The following is an 18,272-nucleotide window of genomic DNA, read 5'->3' on the forward strand; positions in this document are numbered from 1 at the left end:
TTTATCCCCTATGATTTGTGTTTAATTAAGAGTTTCGAACTACTTTGTTTTCAAAAAACCAGCCAGATAATCCGGATCATTTTTCTAAACGCTTAAGTTGTTTGCTAAAATTGCCTAGCTACACCCCAATTCCCTTGAATTTGAAAGTCGGATTTCCAGACTAGAAGTGTATGGATCTATTGATTTCTAAGTCTGACAAAGAAGAATCCCTCTGTTTTTCTGAAAATTGACCACAGAGGTATGTTTTTCATGGACTTCAACCTATCGGCTTTCCTTCGCTTTGCTGGTGAAAAAGGGCTTCAAACAACTGCGCAACTTCTTTAGCAGCCTTCTTCGGTTCCAAGGACGTGTCCGAAATTCCCGAAACTACACGTGTAATATTGTGGTCAACTGTCCCTGACTTTCCCCATTCTGAGGCATTGGCCGATGTGATGTATGCGGAGAAATTATGATGGCCTGAGCCCGGTCTTTCCCCGATGATGTGGATAATTCCTTTGCGAATATTTGAGGAGGAGGTCTCTCCAAAAAGTACTTCTCCAGCCGCATATCCGGCACGGACTCGTCCGTGAGTGAAAACGAGATTTTGATCGCTGACCCTCAATCCTTTTGCTTTTAAGGAGTAACTAAGATTTTCCAAAAATGGAAAAAGATGCGCCTCATCGGTGATTGCTCTTGCATTCAGTCCATCCGAAATGATGAATTGTACGTCAGGGATTTCCTTTCCCCAGTTGGAGCGAATGGATTTCAGGCTTTCCTGTGAGGTTTTGCTGAGTTTTTCTCCGGTCTCGGGATGATAGACGTAGTCTTTTCGATCTTTGGACTGGGTGATCAAGGCGATGGAGTTTGGAATGCTTTCGATAAAAGTCTGGGGCATTTCTGCCCAAATACTCACTTTCGCATCTTCATACAAAGCGTGTATTTTCGCATCCAGATCGGGATGAAGATCCCAGACATTTTCTCCAAATCCCTGCGCAATCGGAACACCCCGATCTTCAATTTCTGCGATGAGTTGCCGTCCTTCTGCCATGATTTCCTCCCGTGTTCGGAGGTCACTTTTCGCCTGTCGGTATTTATAGTAAACCCAAGTCGGGTCACCAAAATGCGCCATTGGCCGATTGTCTTCGCCGATGATTTCTATTTTTTTGAAAAAATCCCACATGGCGTCATTGATCTTATAGCCAAACTCTTCCCTGATTTTGACATGGTTGTAAAAACCGGTCGTCAGGTAGCTCAGCATCGGGTCATTTTTGGTAGGCAAAGCCATCAGATATGCAGGATTTGCAGGCATGATCTGAGTAATACACCAGTCTAAATCATCCAGGGAAACATCCATGTGAAGGGTCGAACACACATCCAAGCCGATCGTCAGTCCATGGAGTTTGCCCATCACTGTATCCTCCAGGCAGCAGCGGACGAGCTGTTCCTTGGTCTTGAAAACTTCCGGACCTATAAAGCCTGCCACGTCATTCATGTGAACCCAGGGTGATTCCTCAGGACTTTTTCCTTCCGAAAGCTTGGCTTGAAGCGCGCGCACAAAACCATATTTTCGGGACTCGTGTACCACCATGTCAAAACCCTCACCATGGCCATTGGTAAAATCGGCGCCTTGACCCGTCTCAGCGTAGAGTCCAAATTGCCCTCTCCGGGATTCCATATGGCGATTCATTTTCTCAATGCTGACATCAAAGGTCTTATTCGCATTCACAGTGCCTGCTAGACTCTGAAACCAAATTCCTGTGGTGCCGGGATAGATTTTTTCGGCTTCCGCTTGCACATCGATGTGGGACAGGACACAGTTGGAAATGGTCTTTTCCAGGCCAAAAGTGGTAATCACATCGTAGAGGGTTTTCTCGATTTCTGCTACCGATTTTGGGTCGCTGGATACAGGATTGGTTCCAAGGACGAGGTCACCGACACCATAAGCCCAGGCATCAAACACTTGCCAGATAATGTCCGTCGGGTTGTCGGTAGGGGAGTTGGGTTGGACCCGGGCACTGAGGTATCCTTTGCTACCGATCTGTGTACCGGGAATAGGGTTAAAGACCTTTTGTCCCACCTGGATCAACTCTTCATTCGTCATCAATTTGACCACACAGGCAATGATATCACTGCTCAAGGCGGGCATGATTTCTTTGATCTCAGACTCGGTCTTGCTGAGCAGGAATTCTTTCAACTCAGCCATGGTCCAAGAATCCAAGGCCTCATTTTCTTTTGTCGTGCTTTGGATCAATTGGTAGAGTTCGTCGGTGAAGAGGGACTGCTGTTTTAAGTCGCCCACCTTGGTATTAGCCAAAAGTGTTCGCGCATTTTGGCGGGAAGTCTCGGATTTTGCCGCAATTCCGAGTGTGAGATCACCTTCTTTGAAGGCATTGGCAGCGCCGATGATCTGTCGGTAGAGGGTCTGATTCAACTTGCCATTTTCCCGGAGGATATATTCAAAAATGCCTTCTTTCTCAATCGGCAATCCAATCTCAGGAGCTTCGGCTCCAGTGATGGAGGACGAAAAATCACAGGAATTGAAAAGTAGTGCGGATGTACCCATGAGCCCCAATTGTACCAAAAACTGATTTCGGCTGATCTTCTGTTGCATGATGTTCGAGTTGCGTGGAGGTCATGTGGGTTTGGACGGGTTTCGTAAATCCCCCTATCCTCAAATTAGAAAAAAACTTCCGTTTATCAGTTTCTAGGTTGAAAAATTAACGCTTTGGTAAACTTAGACGAGCTAAGATGAAGAAATCGGCTTGTTTTTTTCCTGTTTGATGAATTAGCTGAAAAATTGGGTTTCTGATCCTGGTAAAGTGTCTTAGTGATTAGGGAAAATGAAACAAGTAGCTAATCTTCGTTATTTTCCAAGGCTGCAGTAATTCTTTTCACCAAGGCTTTCGCTTCATAATTGCAAAGGATAAGGGCGGTGTAGATGAAGTTATGCCTAGCGTTTTTCTCAAAAAGTGTGTTTTTGGTGCTGATTTCAGCCAGACTTTCAAATATAGCCTGTGCATCTCCGGACTTTTGTGAACCGGGAAAATCCATGCTGATTTTTACTCCTGAATAATCCAGAAATTCCCGAGTGCTGATCAGGAGATTTTTCTCTAACACTTCATCAAACTCGCTTTTCTTTGTCGCTGCCAAAAGCTCCGTCTGATTGTTGAGATCCACACGTGCTTTAGTCGTCATGTAGTATTTGGACACCTCGGCGTAGAGCTCCTCATAGCCAATCAGCTTGGAATAGCTTGAATTTTGGATGTTTTGGAAGGACCTGTCGTTGATGGTGAAGGTCCAGTTTCCTTTAGCAACAGCCAGTCGGATCGAGTCCAGATCGTGTGGTTCAAACTCCTGCTTTTTCAACATCCAGTCTTCCAAAGCCAACTGGTTATCGATCTGTAGGAGCATTTTGGACAGATAGGCAGTGTCAGAGGCCAGATCGTCGAGCATGTCCCGCAAAAACAAGCTGGACTGATTGACAGCTTTGTTTCTTTCGGAATAATTATTTACCGCCACAGCGATCAGGATACCTATGACGACCAAAATGATCTCTCCGGTCGCATAGACCAAGTATTTGCTGACCCTATTTTCTGCCAGAAGTTTTCGTCTTATTTTTTGAAGGTAAGGTATCATGCCTGAGATCGAATAGCTCAATATCCATGATTTACACCACTTTATTGCAAAGGACTTGGTTTTTGTGAATCAAACTTAAATGGAAATATGCTATCTGAATCATCTTTAGCTGGCTCAAGTCATTTCTGGATCCTTATTTTGGCTCCAAGCAAACTTCAGTTCAATTTTTAGCTGGTAAAAACAGCAATTGCTTTTGGAAAGAAAGATGCAAGGGATGATTTCAGTTGATCCAATACGAATGACGCCAAAAGACCCCGAAAAGAAAAATTAATCGGCTTTACTTCGAACTTGAAAACCAATCTACTCCCATCCGGATCGCCAGAAAAGGAGAAATAATCAGCAAGGACCCCCAGCGATTTTCAGGAGTGAAAATGCCGGGATAGTTTTTCACCACAAAAAACATCAAAATGCCTCCCAGGATAATGGAAATATGAATCACAATCATATTCAGCGTAAATCCCCCAAAACTGACCGAAAGTGGGGCTTGCCGCTGATGCAGGTAGATCCGCTCCAGCAGAACAAAGATCAGGTTGGCATTGAAAAACCAGTTCTGGAACGTCAGAATCTCCAGATTGACAAAAGATAGCTCCTGATCGTCCCAAGTGGCTATCAGTGCAAAAAACACCACGAGAAAAACCCAATAAATTCCCATCAGGAAAAGCGAGGAGCCTATTCCCCCGTTTTCAGTCACTTGTGCATTGGGATTAAACTTTACAGCAATTCGGTCCACGAGGATCCGAATGAGCTCATTCCACCAAAAGAAATACAGAATGTAGAAAACGGTGCTCTGACCTTGGACAATCGAGGCTGCCGTGATGCAGGTAAAGATCAGAAAGTCCCATTTTCGGTAGTTTCGGATCGGTTGATGAAAAAGGGAAAGGAGTCGATTCAACAGGATGGATTTAAATCACTCAAGGTAATTCCCGTTTTCGAATTTTGAATGACAAAGACTTGAAAAACGGTTGGTTTTTTTCTTAAAGGTAAAAATGCAAGGTCACTTTCACTTGGTTCAGATTTGGAAGTTCTCATTCCACTCTTTTGGGTATATTTCGAACGTACTAAATGACGTTTTTTCTATGTGGGTGATCCAATTGCTCAAAGAACCCTATCCTTTAAATTCGATCCGAAAGATGACTTGGTTTGGGGCCTTGGTAGCAGTTTTTGTCTTCCTGTTTTTGTCTTTTTTCCAGCCTTTCGGGCTAGGAGCTGAGTCGCTGGACGGCCTGTTGAAAGTGACGGCTTCGTATGGACTGATCACTTTCGCTACGATTGCTTTGGGGACAGTTTCTATGCGCAAACTTTTCCCGGGATATTTTCAGGAGAATCACTGGGTCTTTGGAAGGGAACTCCTCATTACGCTGTTTAACTTTTTCCTCATCGGCGTATTCAACACACTCTATTCCGATTACATGTTTTCCATCGGGCTTACGCTCAGGGGATTCCTTTACTTCCAATTGTATACCTTGGGCGTCGGGTTTTTTCCCATCATCTTTTTCATGATGCTCAAATACACCCATTTGCTTCGGGCAAATACCCGATCCGCAAGCGATCTTTCAGGTAGTATTTCCAAAGCAAAGGAAATCACAAATCCACCCTCAGATGCTAAAATCCAAATCCATTCTGAACTCAAAAAAGATGACTTGGAGATCTACGCAGCGGATTTGGTGTATGCGGAGACTGCCGATAATTATGTGGCCGTCTATCATTTGCTCGAAGGCAAACTCCAAAAATCGCTGGTGAGAAGTACTCTTGGAAGACTGGAAAATGACCTGGAAGGCTATCCTAGGCTGATCCGTTGCCATCGGGCGTTTTTGGTCAATTTGGATTATTTGGAAAGCTTCCGTGGCAATGCCCAAGGCCTGCAACTTAGGCTGAAACATAGTCAAAATGAGATCCCCGTTTCGCGGAATATGGTGGCCAAAATCAAAAATCTGCTGGAATAAATCGTGTTCCTTAGCCCAGAAATCGTGCATTTTAGCCCAATTCGAGCTATTTATCCCAAAACCTTTCCATGTATCCCAGCTATTTTTAACTGATTGAGAGGGCGCATAAGTTTGACAAAAAAACGACAAGACTTATGCTTTACCAATCCTTACTTATCCTTCACATCATCTCGGGCTTTTTGGCATTACTCACTGGAGCGATGGCCATGAGCGCTGCCAAAGGCCAAAAGAATCATCTAAAATCAGGAAAGTGGTACGTGTACCTGATGTATGTCGTCGGGCTTTCTGCGATCCTGATGACCGGACTCAAACCCAATCCTTTCCTTTTCACCGTTGGTGTTTTTACGCTCTATCTGACCTATACCGGTCAGCGCTCGATCTTTTACTTTCGGCTCAAAGAAGCCTATGCTACAGGTTGGAAAGATCTCTTGCCGATCAGCATTGCCTTGATCGTGTCTGCAGGAATGGTGATTCAGCCCATTTACACCATGCTGGAGACTGGGACTTTCTATGTCTCCGTGATGGGAGTTTTTGGACTTATTCTGTTGATCTCTGCGCTTCGGGACCTGAGCAAGATCTTGCATAGCCGGATATTTCAACCCAATGACAAGACTTGGCTGATCAAGCACATCGGGATGATCGGAGGAGCGTATATCGCTACCTTGACCGCCTTTTTGGTGACGAATGTGACCATCAATCCGGGTTGGGTGGTATGGCTTGCGCCGACTTTGGTAGGTTCATTTCTGATTGCCAAAGCCTCCAGAGACTGGAAGAAGAAACTGAAAATCCATTCCTAAGTCGCTTCCATCCGCTGAATTCATCAGCAAAGCTTTTAGCCAATTTTAGCTCTAGCTTTTCAGCAACCAAAATCCCGCAATCATGCAAAAATTCCTTCCTACCTGCTGCTTAATTTTACTACCATTCCTCGTTCAGGCAGAATACCTGATCCGTGGCAAGGTAACTGACGAACAGGATCGCCCGATTCCATTTGTGAATGTCGGCTTCGTAGGGACTTCTATAGGTACGGTGTCGACGGTGGAGGGTGAGTTTGCACTTTACCTGAGCGAAATGCCGGATCAGAGCATTCCGCTGCGAATTTCCTGTATGGGTTTTGAGCCTATGGAGGTAAAGCTTACCGAGGAAAGTTTTGAGGAACCCCTGCATTTCCAACTGAAGGAAAACCTCATTCAACTGCAGGAGGCGGTGGTTAAATCAGGCGCCTTACAGACCAAAACGTACGGAAACGAGGATGAAAAAACTGCCATGAAGACCAATTTGGCGATCAGTTCCCAGCCCGGAATGAATCTGGGTGCGGAAATCGGCCGAAAGTTCCGATTGGGCGATGGGCCAAACTATGTCTCAAGTCTAAAATTTTTTGTGGCATTCAACAATTTTGATTCGCTGATGATCCGGGTGAATTTCTACGAACTCGAATCCGGCAAACCTTCCAAAGTGCTAAACCCAAAACCGATTCTGAGAGAAGTGGTGGGCCATAAAAGTGGCTGGGTGACGTTTGACTTGGAAGATGAAAATCTGGTGCTTAGCGGCAGCATCGTGGCCAGTATCGAGTGGGTAGGGGCCAGCAATCGTGGGAATGCCTTTGGGCTGAATATTTCCATGCCGGCAGTATTTCAAACCCACTATTACAAATATGGAGCGCAAAATACCTGGAAAGTCTTTCCCAATATGTCGTCCTCGATGGTGCTGGTTGTGGAGAGGGAGGATTAGGCTTACATATGAGGTTGGATCATGACCCTTCCACTACGCTCAGGGTGAGATGAAACTTCGCGGAGAGGGTGTAAAAATTGAGCATTACTCGATAACAGCAAAAAATAGTTTTTGAGATTGAAAGAAAAGGCTGTCAACATATGCTGACAGCCTGTTTAGTATATAGTCAATTAGCTATTGGAAGCACCTATGAGAATCAATAGGAGGACAAAGCCAGCTGCCCAGCCAGCACCTGCTGCTCCGAGGTTTTTACCCTTTGCTTTTTTGTTGTACCCTTCTCTATACTCTAGGTTCTTGTATTTTTCTTCTCCCACAATGGCGAGGTTTGGTTCTTTCGCATCAGTTACCGCTACGATAATGAATCCGATCGCACCTCCGAAAAATCCAGCACAAAAGTTTCCTCCAAACCTCTTGTGGTGTATTTGAGCGTCAGCGATGCCCTGTAGGTACATCGATTCTTGGAGTTCTTTTAGCTTCTCCACATTTGCTACCTTGACAAATTCGACTTCCTCAGGAGATAGCTTAATTTCACTTTGAATACCTTTTGTTTTCTGGAATACGAGTTCTCCTTGGCTGACGCTGATAAGTTCGCCTTTGACTTTGGTTCCGTCTTTCAATACCAAAATATCTTTGGCATACAAACTGAAACAATTAACTAAAAGCAATAATACTAAACTAAATTTTTTCATTTTTTAAAATTTGTTTATAGGTTACGCAGCTAAAGTATTTAAAAATCTGAATTAGTTTTCAAAAGGAACTAAAAAAAACTTTAAAAATTTTTATGGATAAGGGTTTCCCATTGAAAATGAACCGAATTACAAATTCAAAAGGATAAGAGGGTGTACTTGCGAATTACACCCAGCGTCAGGTTTTTTTCTATTTATGTTCTTCAGGTTTTACAAATAGGCAAAATAGGATTGTCAAGAGTAGTAAAAAGAAAGTTGCAATCGGGAAGTAGTTAATATAGGCCATCAATCCACCCATTAATATATGTAAAAACGCGATCTGATACTTTTTTGATACAATGTCTTTGGTTCCTTCTGACTTTATTACTAAAAAAATGACTGTTATAAGTAGGAAGGATCCTCCAAATCCTAGCGAAAGTTCTGGAGTGAATTCTTTGGAATTTGATAAGTAAAAAAGTTGATGGGATTTTGGATGAATAAATTCGTTTGGATAGTTGGTCAAGTAAACCGTAAGCTGAGATAGAGCCAGCAAGAAGTTCAGGCTTATCATCAAGAAAATGAAAAAATTATTTGAAGTTTTGATCATAAAATAATCCTCGTAATGTATTAAAGCTTCTTTCCGATTTTAATCCTATCAAATCTTGCCTACTGAAGCAACTTGATTTTTCTTTTGTGATTTTAATCGGTATCCAAATTGTTTCCCAATTCCGATAGTAAATTCTGAAAAAGTGCCCAAATCGTAATAGTTTAGAAAGAGATCAGCATACTTGGTGATAAATGTGGCGCGGGTATTTATTTCTGGTCTATTTTTGAACAGAGCCACTTTTCCAGTAACTAAAGTTCGAATCTTCGGCGTGTTTATCCAAGTTCCAATCCCTACAACCGGCGCTGAGAAAGTCTGACCAGCCATTGAATTTCTTTCATCAAAATTCATTCTGCTATAGCCTCCAATCAATCTGAGATTCCCATAGTTAAAATTGGTTTCCAAAGAACTGATAACTGATCTGAATTCGGTATAATTAATTCTGCCATGGTAGAAGTTTAGATCAAGGTCAAAATCACAGTTAAAAATAAAATGTTTGTATTCAGCTTTCGCAGTAAAAAAATTGTTGTCCCGAAGATCAGATTGAAGAGAAAATCCAGCAGTAAGAGTTCCCTTGCTAAAAGTGGGAAATGCAAAGTCAATTTGTCCGCCGATTGGATTATTCAGGACTCCACTTAAGGCATATACTCCAATACTCTGGGCGTCAAAGAAATCTCTATTGCAGTCCGACTTCAAAGTAATCGTAAGGAAATCTTCGCTTTTTATAGAAACCTTCTTTATGCTATAGCCGACAAATGAAACTTCCAGAATAGCATTTGGATGGCTAACAGATAATTGGAAATTGCCATCCAAATCAGCTATTGTTCCATTTTCAGTTCCATGTTCTAGAATCTTTGCCCCTGGAACCCCCTGTTTATCAAATTGATCTATAATTTTCCCCTTTACCCTGAATTGTGCTTGACAATAGGATGCAGAGAAAAAGAAAAAAAGAAAGAGTAGTTTTCTATTCATGAGGCATTTTAAGGATCGAATTACAAATTCGAAAGGAGTGAATTTCAAACGCTTATTTACTTAACTTCCATTACTATCATACCATAGGTGTATTTTCCAATTGGTAATCTTCCTCGAAAATTCTTAAAGGTTTCCCAAAGATCAAATTCCCTATTCACTGCATCCAGTATTTCCCTAACCTTTACAATCTCAGGAATGAGCTTGTCTTTATAATAATATTCCGATTCTGGTTCCCAATAGGAATATTCTCGTTTAAAATCCCGTTTATCTATTGAAAATGATATTGTGGTTCCATCAAACCCTCTTATACAATCTGAAATCTCTTCACAATCTGGAATGTTTTCAAAATCCTTTTCCTTTAATTCAATAATTAACCTTTTTACGGTAGAACTTGGAATTTTTATTTGTTGAATCAATAATCTTGAGCGAGTTTTATTCCTTTCTACTTTCAGAATCATATTGGTTAAAAGCCCATCAAATTCTCCATTTTCGAACTCTATGAGTTCAAGGCTTTGATAATCCTCTATTTGAATTCGATAAATTTTTGTATGAATAAGACTATCAAACTCGACTGGTTTAAACTCAAATTGATTGTCTTTTTGCGCCCATGAAGGCATAGACCAAAAAAATAAATTAAGAATAATAAACAGTAACTTTTTCAATATTTTAAAGAAAATTAAGTGATTGGGTGTCTATTGGATCTAATTGTAAATTTGGAAGGATAGTAGGGGGTGATTGCAAATTACACCCTGCGTCAAAAGAACTTCAAGACTAAAAGAAGTAGACTACGTTTAGGTGGGGGGTTGTCAATTGGCAAAATTTCGCGTACTAACATTATTTAATGACAATCACTTCTGAATGCCATCTTCTGTAGATAAATACTTTGTCAAATTTTGTTTCGAATTTTTTCTTAATCCTAACTTGGTTTATGTAGCTGTAAAAATCTGCACCTTCGCCAATTAACAGCCAGTATTGATCGCAAATCTTATAATTCTTCAATGCTTTATCTTTTTTCAATAAAATGGAGCTTAGATTGTAGTCGGTGAAATCTGGAATTACTCCACCCTTTGATTCTGAATGTCTGGATTTTTCAAGAATATCAAATCTACTCATTTGAATACTTAAAACACTTTTTGGGAGTTTTCGATACCCTCTTTCAAGAAATTGTTGTTGAATGTGAAGAGGAGCTTTATTCCAATCCACATCTAGTTGCGCTAAACATTTTGATTCATATTGGTTTAAGTCTCCAAATTCCTCTATACAAACTTCAATTATATCATTAATTGTTGATTCAATTTGATTTTGTCTTAATGGGTTTTTGGTGTCCAATATAATATCCAAATAAAATTTAAAAGATATTTTGGGTTCAAGTTTCTCGATTACTTTTTCATTAAACTTAATTTGGTATTCACTTTCTTTCATTAAGATTTCATCATATATACATTCAGTAAGTTCAATTCCGATAATTTCTCCATTTGATGTTGTAAAAGTTACGTCAGGTTTATCATCATATAAAACTTTGCCGAGAGGCATATTTTTATAATTTTCTTGGAATTTTTGAAATAGATGTATTTCCTCAAACTTGGTCACTTTGTGTAAAAATTAATATATTATTAACAACTAGTCCTTATAGTTTGTTGTTTCTTTTTTAACTATTCAATATTGTGGTTTTGGTCAAGTATTTGAGTAGTAATGTCCTTTATTTCTTCCTCTCCATCACCATCACCACCCGATTTGGCACATACAATAGTACCTGTTGGGCTTTGTCGGTAGGGTAAGTGATAGTCTTGTCCAAGCGCTCGAATCCGCCGTAGATTTTTTCATCGGAGTTGAGCAGAATTTGGTAGTTGCCTGCCTGCGGTACACGGATCGGGAAACCGAAATAGGACTCGGTAGGATGGAAGGAAAAAACGAAAATCAATCCGCCCCGCTCGTAAGCAAGAATCTTCTTATCCGGATCCAGATGAAGTTGAACTCCTGGGGCTGAGGCAAGGAGTTGGTAGTCTTTGGCGAGTTGGATCATGACTTTGTCCCACTTATCCAGTTGCTGATAGCGGAGTAGGGGATCATCTACCAGCGACCACTGCCGACGAGCGTATTGGTAGCTCCAGTCATTGCCCATTCGTGGGAAGTCCACCCACTCGGGATGCCCGAATTCATTGCCGATAAAGTTCAGGTAGCCTTCTCCACCCAGGGAAAGCGTGATCATGCGGATCATCTTGTGCAGGGCGATTCCGCGGTCTACCACCAGATTTTGCTCCAGCACGGTCATGGAGAAGTACATTTCCTTGTCCATGAGCCAGAATGCGATGCTTTTGTCCCCGACCAGCGCCTGATCGTGGCTCTCGGCATAGGCGATGGATTTTTCCAGTTTGGGTCGGTTGGTGAGTTCGTGCCAGAGCTCGAAGAGGTCCCACTGCTCGTCCAGCTTGTGCTTCAGCGTTTTGATCCAATAGTCCGGAATCCCCATTGCCAGTCGGAAGTCGAAGCCTATGCCTCCATCTTCTAGCTTTCGACAAAGTCCCGGCATTCCACTCACTTCCTCAGCAATGGAGATCGCCTTGGGATTAAGCGAATGGATCAGCGTATTGGCAAGCTGTAGATACAATAAAGCCTCCTCGTCCACTCCTTCGTCGAAGTATTTGTCCACCGAATCAAAGGAAACCAGTCCATGGTGGGCATAAATAATCGAAGTCGCCCCATCAAATCGGAATCCGTCGAAGTGAAACTCCTCCATCCAGTAGCGGATATTGGACAGGAGAAACTGCTGCACTTCCCACTTGCCATAATCGAAAAGTTTGGAATCCCAGCCCTCGTGATAGCCTTTTGGACCTGGGTGGAAGTATTGATGGTCTGTACCATCAAACTCGTTGAGGCCTTCATTCACATTTTTGACGGCGTGGGAATGCACGATGTCCATGACCACGGCGATACCCATGCCATGCGCGGTGTTGATCAGCGACTTGAGATCTTCCGGTGTTCCAAATCGTGAGGATGCCGCAAAGAAATTGGAGACGTGGTATCCAAAGGAACCGTAATACGGATGCTCCATCACCGCCATGAGTTGGATGGCATTGTATCCTCCAGCTTTGATGCGAGGGAGAATTTGGTCTTCAAACTCCTTATAAGTACCGACTTTGGCTTCTTCCAAAGCCATCCCCACGTGAGCTTCATAGATCAGGGGCATCTTGGTGGATTCCTCGAGGGAAAAGTTCTGGTCGGTCCATTCATAAGGCTCCGATTCAAACCAGAGTTGACCAGAGAAGTCATGCGTTTCCTCGTCCTGCACTACCCGTCGGATGTAAGCGGGAATACGGTCGAGGGAAATGTCATTGGCACCGATGACCCGCACTTTGATCTTGCTTTGATGAGTAAAGGTGTGCTTGTATTCTTCATAGGGCAGAAAAATCTCCCAGTTGCCTCTCGAGCTGCTGCGCAAAGGATGGGAATTGCGGTCCCACCAGTTGAAGTCGCCCATCAGAAAAAGTGCTTTTGCAGCGGGAGCCCATTCCCGATAAACCCAACCGTTTCGGAGTTTGTCGAAGTGCACACCGTAAAATTCATGCATCCTGGCAAACTCCAAAATGCTTCCGGAGAAGTCGTTGATCGCCCGGATGGCGTTTTGGTAGTTTTGGAATCGCTTTTCGATCTTGGACTCAAAGGGTTCCAGCCAGGGTTCGTCAGCTACCAGAGGTAATTTTTTTAATTCTTTCATCCGTTCTTATTCGTTTTTTAAATCGCCAGATAGCCAGTCCCAATGTGTAACGGATACTTCATGTTCGATTTCAAAAAAAGTAAGTTATGCCTAGGATGAAATCAAGCGTGACTCAAAGTCAACTTTAGAAAGGATAAAAGTTTTGCGAGATTCCATACTGCCTTGAACAATAATTTACAGTCGTATGAAATTAGAAAAATTTGGGTGGAAAGGAAGGGGCTAGACGTCTTTTCAAAAATTTAATTAGGGGAAATGATTTAAACTTATTCCCCAAGGACGATTATGGCCTCGACTCCGCTCGGCCACCGTGACTTTGGTTGAGTGTTTGAGGAGGGGAAAGAAAGCGGCGCAGCCGCTTTCTTTCCCCTCCTCAAACTGATTAAAAATGTGGCTGTCACCTAAAGACGGTTTGTGAGCTGGTCGAACCAAGTCGAGGTGAGTAGAACCTAGGTTTTACCTTTACTCAATTCTTTTAAAGCTTTAAAGTTTCTGCTAATCAAAGCCTCTTTTTTAGCTCTTGACCAATTCTGAACCTGTTTTTCTCTCTCAAAAGCCTCATCAATTCTATCAAAACTCTCGAAATACACGAGTGACACGGGTAAGTGCTTTTTAGTGAAATTTGCTCCTTCACCCAATTGATGCTGTTCTAATCTTTTTTCCAGGTTAGTTGTGCTACCTACATAATAGAGACCATTTCCACATCGAAGGATATACATGAATGCTTCCATGTTTTAAAAATAGTCGTTCTATGATTTTTTAAAATCTAAACTGTTAAATAATGGCCTCGACTTCGCTTGGCCACCGATGAATTGGGCTTTTGGGAGGAAATGAGAAGAGAGCGGCGAAGCCGCTCTCTTCTCATTTCCTAAACCTCAAAAAAACCGGACACCGAGCGAAGTCGAGGTGGAATATCAGCTGGATATACTGACCAGTAAAACATTTGTGTCAATTAAAATCTTCATTTGCCATATGGAGTTCTTTCTGAATCATTTAGAATAGATTCAATTTTTTCTTTACTCCAACTTTCCTTTTCCCAAACCTCATCCGCTTCTTTGATAGCCTTTTTAGAAAAATAATCCTGCAAAAGAGCTTTTATTTCTTTTAGTTCTTTTTCAGAAAGGTCATGAGAAAAAATCTTCAATAATTCTAATTGAAGGTTTGTAAATGGATTCTTAACAGTGTCTTTCATATTTTTGAAACTAGGATGAGTTTACTAAAATAATCATAAAATGTTCATAGTCAATGCCTCTCATACACCAGCTCCGGTTCCCTCACCTCGACATTTCCAGCAGCATTGATTTGATCCAAGGTCACAAGTTTGAGTTCGTTGACTAGCATGGGATCGTATTTGGCAGCAACTCGGATGTAGTTCTCCGTGAACCCGTGGATTTTGCCATCTTCTACATCCTCTTCAAAAAGTACGGTGAATGTCTTACCCAAATTTTCGGTATAAAACTTTCTCCGCTTTTTCTCCGAAAGAATGCGAAGCATCTTGGAGCGCTCATTACGCTTCTTCATTGGCACGACACCCTCCATTTCTACAGCGCGGGTATTTGCGCGCTCAGAGTAAGTGAAGACATGGAGGTAGGAGATGTCCAGCTCGTTGAGGAAGTTGTAGGTTTCCAGAAATAGCTCGTCCGTTTCTCCGGGAAAGCCAACAATCACATCCACGCCGATGCAGGCTTGAGGCATGAGCGTTTTTATTTTGCTCACCCGATCTACATAGAGTTCGCGGAGGTAGCGGCGACCCATTTTTCTCAGGATGGTATTTGAACCAGACTGAAGCGGGATGTGAAAATGGGGTACAAAACGCTTGGAGCCTGACGCAAACTCAATGATTTCATTGGTCAAGAGGTTGGGTTCGATGGAGGAGATCCGGAATCGGTCGATTCCTTCTACTTCGTCCAATGCATAGACCAAATCCGCAAAACGCTCATTTCGCTTGCCTTCCACGATCCCAAAATCGCCGATATTGACTCCCGTAAGGACGACTTCTTTGACATCTGTGGCGGCGATTTCTCTGGCTGAAGCCAAAACCGACGCTATGGTATTGCTTCGGCTTTTTCCCCGAGCTAATGGAATGGTGCAAAATGCACAGCCGTAATTGCAACCATCCTGAACTTTCAGAAAAGTTCGTGTTCGGTCATTTATAGAAAAGGCATTATTAAAGATTGTTGCTTCGGTGATTTCAGAAGCTAGGACTTTGGTTTCCTGCACTTTGGCGAAGCCATCCAAGAGCTCAATCAAGCGAAACTTCTCCGCTGCACCCAACACGGCATCTACGCCTTCGATTTCTGAGATTTCGGTTGGTTTAAGTTGGGCATAGCAGCCGATAATGGCTACATAGGAATCGGGAGATATCTTTTTGGCCTCTTTGACGATCTTTTTACACTTCTTGTCTGCATTCTCGGTGACCGAGCAAGTGTTGATGATGAAAATGTCGGGATTTTCCTGAAAGTCGACTTTCAAATAGCCCTTTTCCTCGAATTGTCTGCCTATTGTAGACGTTTCGGAGAAGTTGAGCTTACAACCCAGGGTATAAAAGGCGACTTTTTTCACTTTATTCCAATTTTTTGATCAGCTGCAAAGGTAAGTATTCCCGATCTTTTTTCAATTCTCCAATTTTTGGACATAAAACACACTTTTTTTGAGCATTTGGCTCTTAATTCACCATGTTTTATTGAAAAAAGTGGAAATTTTTCAGAAAATGACTCCAAAAATTAGCCAAAAGCTTTTTCACGTTAGTATTTTTCTATTTTTGTGGGTGTAATCTTAAACCACATATTGTAGAAATGGCAACACTCAGACAACAAGCCTTGGCGATGGTGCAGTCCAGACAGCGCGTCCCTGTTATCCCGCCTGCTTCCAAAATTTCAGACTTCTTCGGCACCAATGTTTTTGGTACCAGCCAAATGAAGCAGTCTTTGGCCCCATCTATTTTCAAAAAAGTAATGGAGGCAATAGACAAAGGATCCAAAATCGATCCGGCCACTGCCGAAGAAATCGCATCTGCTGTCAAGACATGGGCGATATCTAAAGGTGTCACACATTATACACACTGGTTTCAGCCATTGACTGGTTCTACAGCTGAGAAGCATGACTCCTTCTTTGATATGTATGCTGGCATGGAGAAATTCAAAGGCTCTGCGCTGGTTCAGCAGGAACCTGATGCTTCTTCCTTTCCAAATGGTGGCATCCGATCTACGTTTGAAGCCAGAGGCTATACAGCTTGGGATCCTTCTTCTCCGATTTTCATTCTAGAAAAAACGCTTTGCATCCCTACCATCTTCGTGTCTTACACAGGAGAGGCGTTGGATTACAAGACTCCATTATTAAAATCTATGGAAGCTATCAATGAGGCTTCTGTGGCGATTTGCCAGCTTTTTGACCGAAATGTGAGAAAAGTATCTCCTTCATTGGGTGTAGAGCAAGAATATTTTGTAATCGACAAGGCGCTGTTTGCAGCACGTCCTGACTTGGTAATGGCCGGCAGATCCGTCTTTGGACATATCCCAGCCAGAGGTCAGCAGTTGGAGGATCATTATTTTGGATCTATTCCTACCCGTGTAAAGGACTTCATGATGGAATTTGAGATTGAAGCCTTGAAATTGGGAATTCCTGTCATGACCCGTCACAACGAAGTGGCTCCAGGTCAGTTTGAAGTAGCGCCGATTTTCGAAGAAATCAACAAAGCTACAGATCACAATCAGCTCTTGATGGATGTGATGGACAAAGTGGCGGACAAGCACTCTCTCAAGGTTCTTTTCCATGAGAAGCCATTTGCAGGAGTCAATGGTTCTGGAAAGCATAACAACTGGTCTTTGATCACCGATACTGGAGTGAACCTTTTCCAGCCAAGCAATTCAGCTAGAGAAAACCTACAGTTCCTGACCTTCTTGGTTGCCACTGTTAAGGCTGTCTATGACAATGCTGACCTGCTTCGTGCAAGTATCGCTTCAGCAGGTAACGATTTCCGTTTGGGAGCAAATGAAGCTCCTCCTGCGATCATCTCTGTATTCTTGGGAGCTACGCTTTCTGAGTTGTTGGATGAGTTGGAGAAAAACGGAAACGTTAAAATCGAGAAAGGTGACAACATGTATATGAAATTGGGCATCTCTAAGATTCCTGAAATCATCCTAGACAACACCGACCGAAACAGAACTTCACCTTTCGCCTTCACCGGTAACAAATTTGAATTCCGTGCAGTAGGTTCTCAGGCTAACGTTGGTGGTCCGATGACTACATTGAACGTGATCGTGGCTGATGTCTTGAAGCAAATGCTAAAGGATATCGAGAAGGAAATGAATGCGGGCAAAGAGAAGAAAATTGCCATTGTCAATGTATTGAGAAAATACATCAAGGATTCCAAGAAAGTACGATTCGAAGGTGATGGCTACTCTGAAGAGTGGGCAAAAGAAGCTGAGAAGAGAGGGCTTTCAAACCTCAAGTCTACTCCTGAGGCCTTGGATGTCTATGAGAAGAAGGCGACCAAAGAGCTTTTTGAGCGTCATAATGTCCTCAACCACGTGGAAGTACATGCCCGTCATGAGATTATGCTCGAGGACTTTATCAAAAAAGTACAAATTGAAAGCCGTGTGATGGGTGATCTTGCCCTGAACCATATCATCCCTACTGCGATCCTTTATCAGAATAAATTGATCGAAAATGCAAACGGGTTGAAAGGTCTTGGTTTGGATCATTCTGCAGCCGTGGAGACGATCAAAGAAGTGTCAAAGCATATCGAATCTGTGAAATCTAATGTGACTGCTATGGTCGAAGCTAGAAAGCGATTGAACAAGGAGGAAAACGTGGTGAAACGTGCTAAAGGATATCAGAAAGAAGTGAAAGAAGCTTATTTCGACAAAATCCGATATGCAGTCGATAAGCTTGAACTCTTGGTAGATGACGAAAGCTGGCCGTTGGTGAAGTATCGTGAGATGCTGTTTATCCGCTAAGTATTAAATCTAATGTAATAGAAAGCCGACCCATTTGGTCGGCTTTTTTCGTTTTGGACTCTCAGTTTTAAAATG

Annotated in this window: 15 protein-coding genes; 4 read left to right on the forward strand and 11 right to left on the reverse strand. The window is 42.5% G+C overall.

Annotation, left to right across the window (positions count from 1 at the left end):
- Nucleotides 1-256 precede the first annotated feature (256 nt).
- From eutB to DK188_RS03425, 3 genes are all read right to left on the reverse strand, one after another.
- Nucleotides 257-2,590, reverse strand: coding sequence for an ethanolamine ammonia-lyase subunit EutB (gene eutB, locus DK188_RS03415; protein WP_232825654.1), 2,334 nt, complete (start codon nt 2,588-2,590; stop codon nt 257-259).
- 242 nt (nt 2,591-2,832) lie between these two features.
- A complete protein-coding gene (locus DK188_RS03420) occupies nt 2,833-3,615 on the reverse strand; it encodes a DUF6090 family protein (protein ID WP_157963155.1) in 783 nt (260 codons plus the stop codon).
- Nucleotides 3,616-3,892: 277 nt separating this feature from the next.
- Nucleotides 3,893-4,507, reverse strand: a complete 615-nt coding sequence (locus DK188_RS03425) for a hypothetical protein (protein ID WP_111669407.1) — start codon at nt 4,505-4,507, stop codon at nt 3,893-3,895.
- A gap of 184 nt (nt 4,508-4,691) precedes the next feature.
- Here DK188_RS03425 and DK188_RS03430 point away from each other — a divergent pair, with 184 nt between their 5' ends.
- The 3 genes from DK188_RS03430 (at nt 4,692) to DK188_RS03440 (ending at nt 7,286) form a co-directional block, all read left to right on the forward strand.
- Nucleotides 4,692-5,558, forward strand: coding sequence for a LytR/AlgR family response regulator transcription factor (locus DK188_RS03430; RefSeq protein ID WP_157963156.1), 867 nt, complete (start codon nt 4,692-4,694; stop codon nt 5,556-5,558).
- Nucleotides 5,559-5,692: 134 nt separating this feature from the next.
- Entirely contained in the window at nt 5,693-6,355 is a 663-nt protein-coding gene (locus DK188_RS03435; protein ID WP_111669409.1) for a hypothetical protein, read from the forward strand.
- Nucleotides 6,356-6,437: 82 nt separating this feature from the next.
- A complete protein-coding gene (locus DK188_RS03440; RefSeq protein WP_111669410.1) occupies nt 6,438-7,286 on the forward strand; it encodes a carboxypeptidase-like regulatory domain-containing protein in 849 nt (282 codons plus the stop codon).
- Between the two features lie 170 nt (nt 7,287-7,456).
- On the opposite strand, the gene DK188_RS03445 is transcribed toward DK188_RS03440, so the two are convergent.
- The 8 genes from DK188_RS03445 to mtaB all read right to left on the reverse strand — a co-directional run bounded on the left by DK188_RS03445 (nt 7,457) and on the right by mtaB (nt 15,801).
- Nucleotides 7,457-7,975, reverse strand: coding sequence for a hypothetical protein (locus tag DK188_RS03445; RefSeq protein WP_111669411.1), 519 nt, complete (start codon nt 7,973-7,975; stop codon nt 7,457-7,459).
- A 631-nt stretch (nt 7,976-8,606) separates the two neighbouring features.
- Complete coding sequence (locus tag DK188_RS03455) at nt 8,607-9,527, reverse strand: carboxypeptidase-like regulatory domain-containing protein (protein ID WP_111669413.1); 921 nt, start codon at nt 9,525-9,527, stop codon at nt 8,607-8,609.
- A gap of 56 nt (nt 9,528-9,583) precedes the next feature.
- Nucleotides 9,584-10,189, reverse strand: coding sequence for a hypothetical protein (locus tag DK188_RS03460; protein WP_157963157.1), 606 nt, complete (start codon nt 10,187-10,189; stop codon nt 9,584-9,586).
- Nucleotides 10,190-10,361: 172 nt separating this feature from the next.
- On the reverse strand, nt 10,362-11,117 hold the full coding sequence (locus DK188_RS03465) for a hypothetical protein (protein WP_111669415.1): 756 nt from the start codon (nt 11,115-11,117) through the stop codon (nt 10,362-10,364).
- Nucleotides 11,118-11,226: 109 nt separating this feature from the next.
- Nucleotides 11,227-13,242 carry an alpha amylase C-terminal domain-containing protein gene (locus DK188_RS03470; protein WP_111669416.1) on the reverse strand — a complete coding sequence of 672 codons (2,016 nt, stop codon included), beginning with the start codon at nt 13,240-13,242 and terminating at the stop codon, nt 11,227-11,229.
- Nucleotides 13,243-13,688: 446 nt separating this feature from the next.
- Nucleotides 13,689-13,970 (reverse strand): GIY-YIG nuclease family protein, encoded by a 282-nt coding sequence (locus tag DK188_RS03475; RefSeq protein ID WP_111669417.1) that lies wholly within the window; start codon nt 13,968-13,970, stop codon nt 13,689-13,691.
- 230 nt (nt 13,971-14,200) lie between these two features.
- The gene (locus DK188_RS03480; RefSeq protein WP_111669418.1) at nt 14,201-14,431 is read right to left on the reverse strand and encodes a hypothetical protein; all 231 of its coding nucleotides are present in this window, start codon (nt 14,429-14,431) and stop codon (nt 14,201-14,203) included.
- A gap of 50 nt (nt 14,432-14,481) precedes the next feature.
- On the reverse strand, nt 14,482-15,801 hold the full coding sequence (mtaB, locus tag DK188_RS03485; RefSeq protein ID WP_111669419.1) for a tRNA (N(6)-L-threonylcarbamoyladenosine(37)-C(2))-methylthiotransferase MtaB: 1,320 nt from the start codon (nt 15,799-15,801) through the stop codon (nt 14,482-14,484).
- 233 nt (nt 15,802-16,034) lie between these two features.
- Between mtaB and DK188_RS03490 the strand changes: the two genes are divergently transcribed.
- Nucleotides 16,035-18,197, forward strand: a complete 2,163-nt coding sequence (locus DK188_RS03490) for a glutamine synthetase III family protein (RefSeq protein WP_111669420.1) — start codon at nt 16,035-16,037, stop codon at nt 18,195-18,197.
- Nucleotides 18,198-18,272: the final 75 nt, after the last annotated feature.

Origin of the sequence: Algoriphagus litoralis (assembly GCF_003259255.1) — a bacterium.
GTDB lineage: Bacteria > Bacteroidota > Bacteroidia > Cytophagales > Cyclobacteriaceae > Algoriphagus > Algoriphagus litoralis.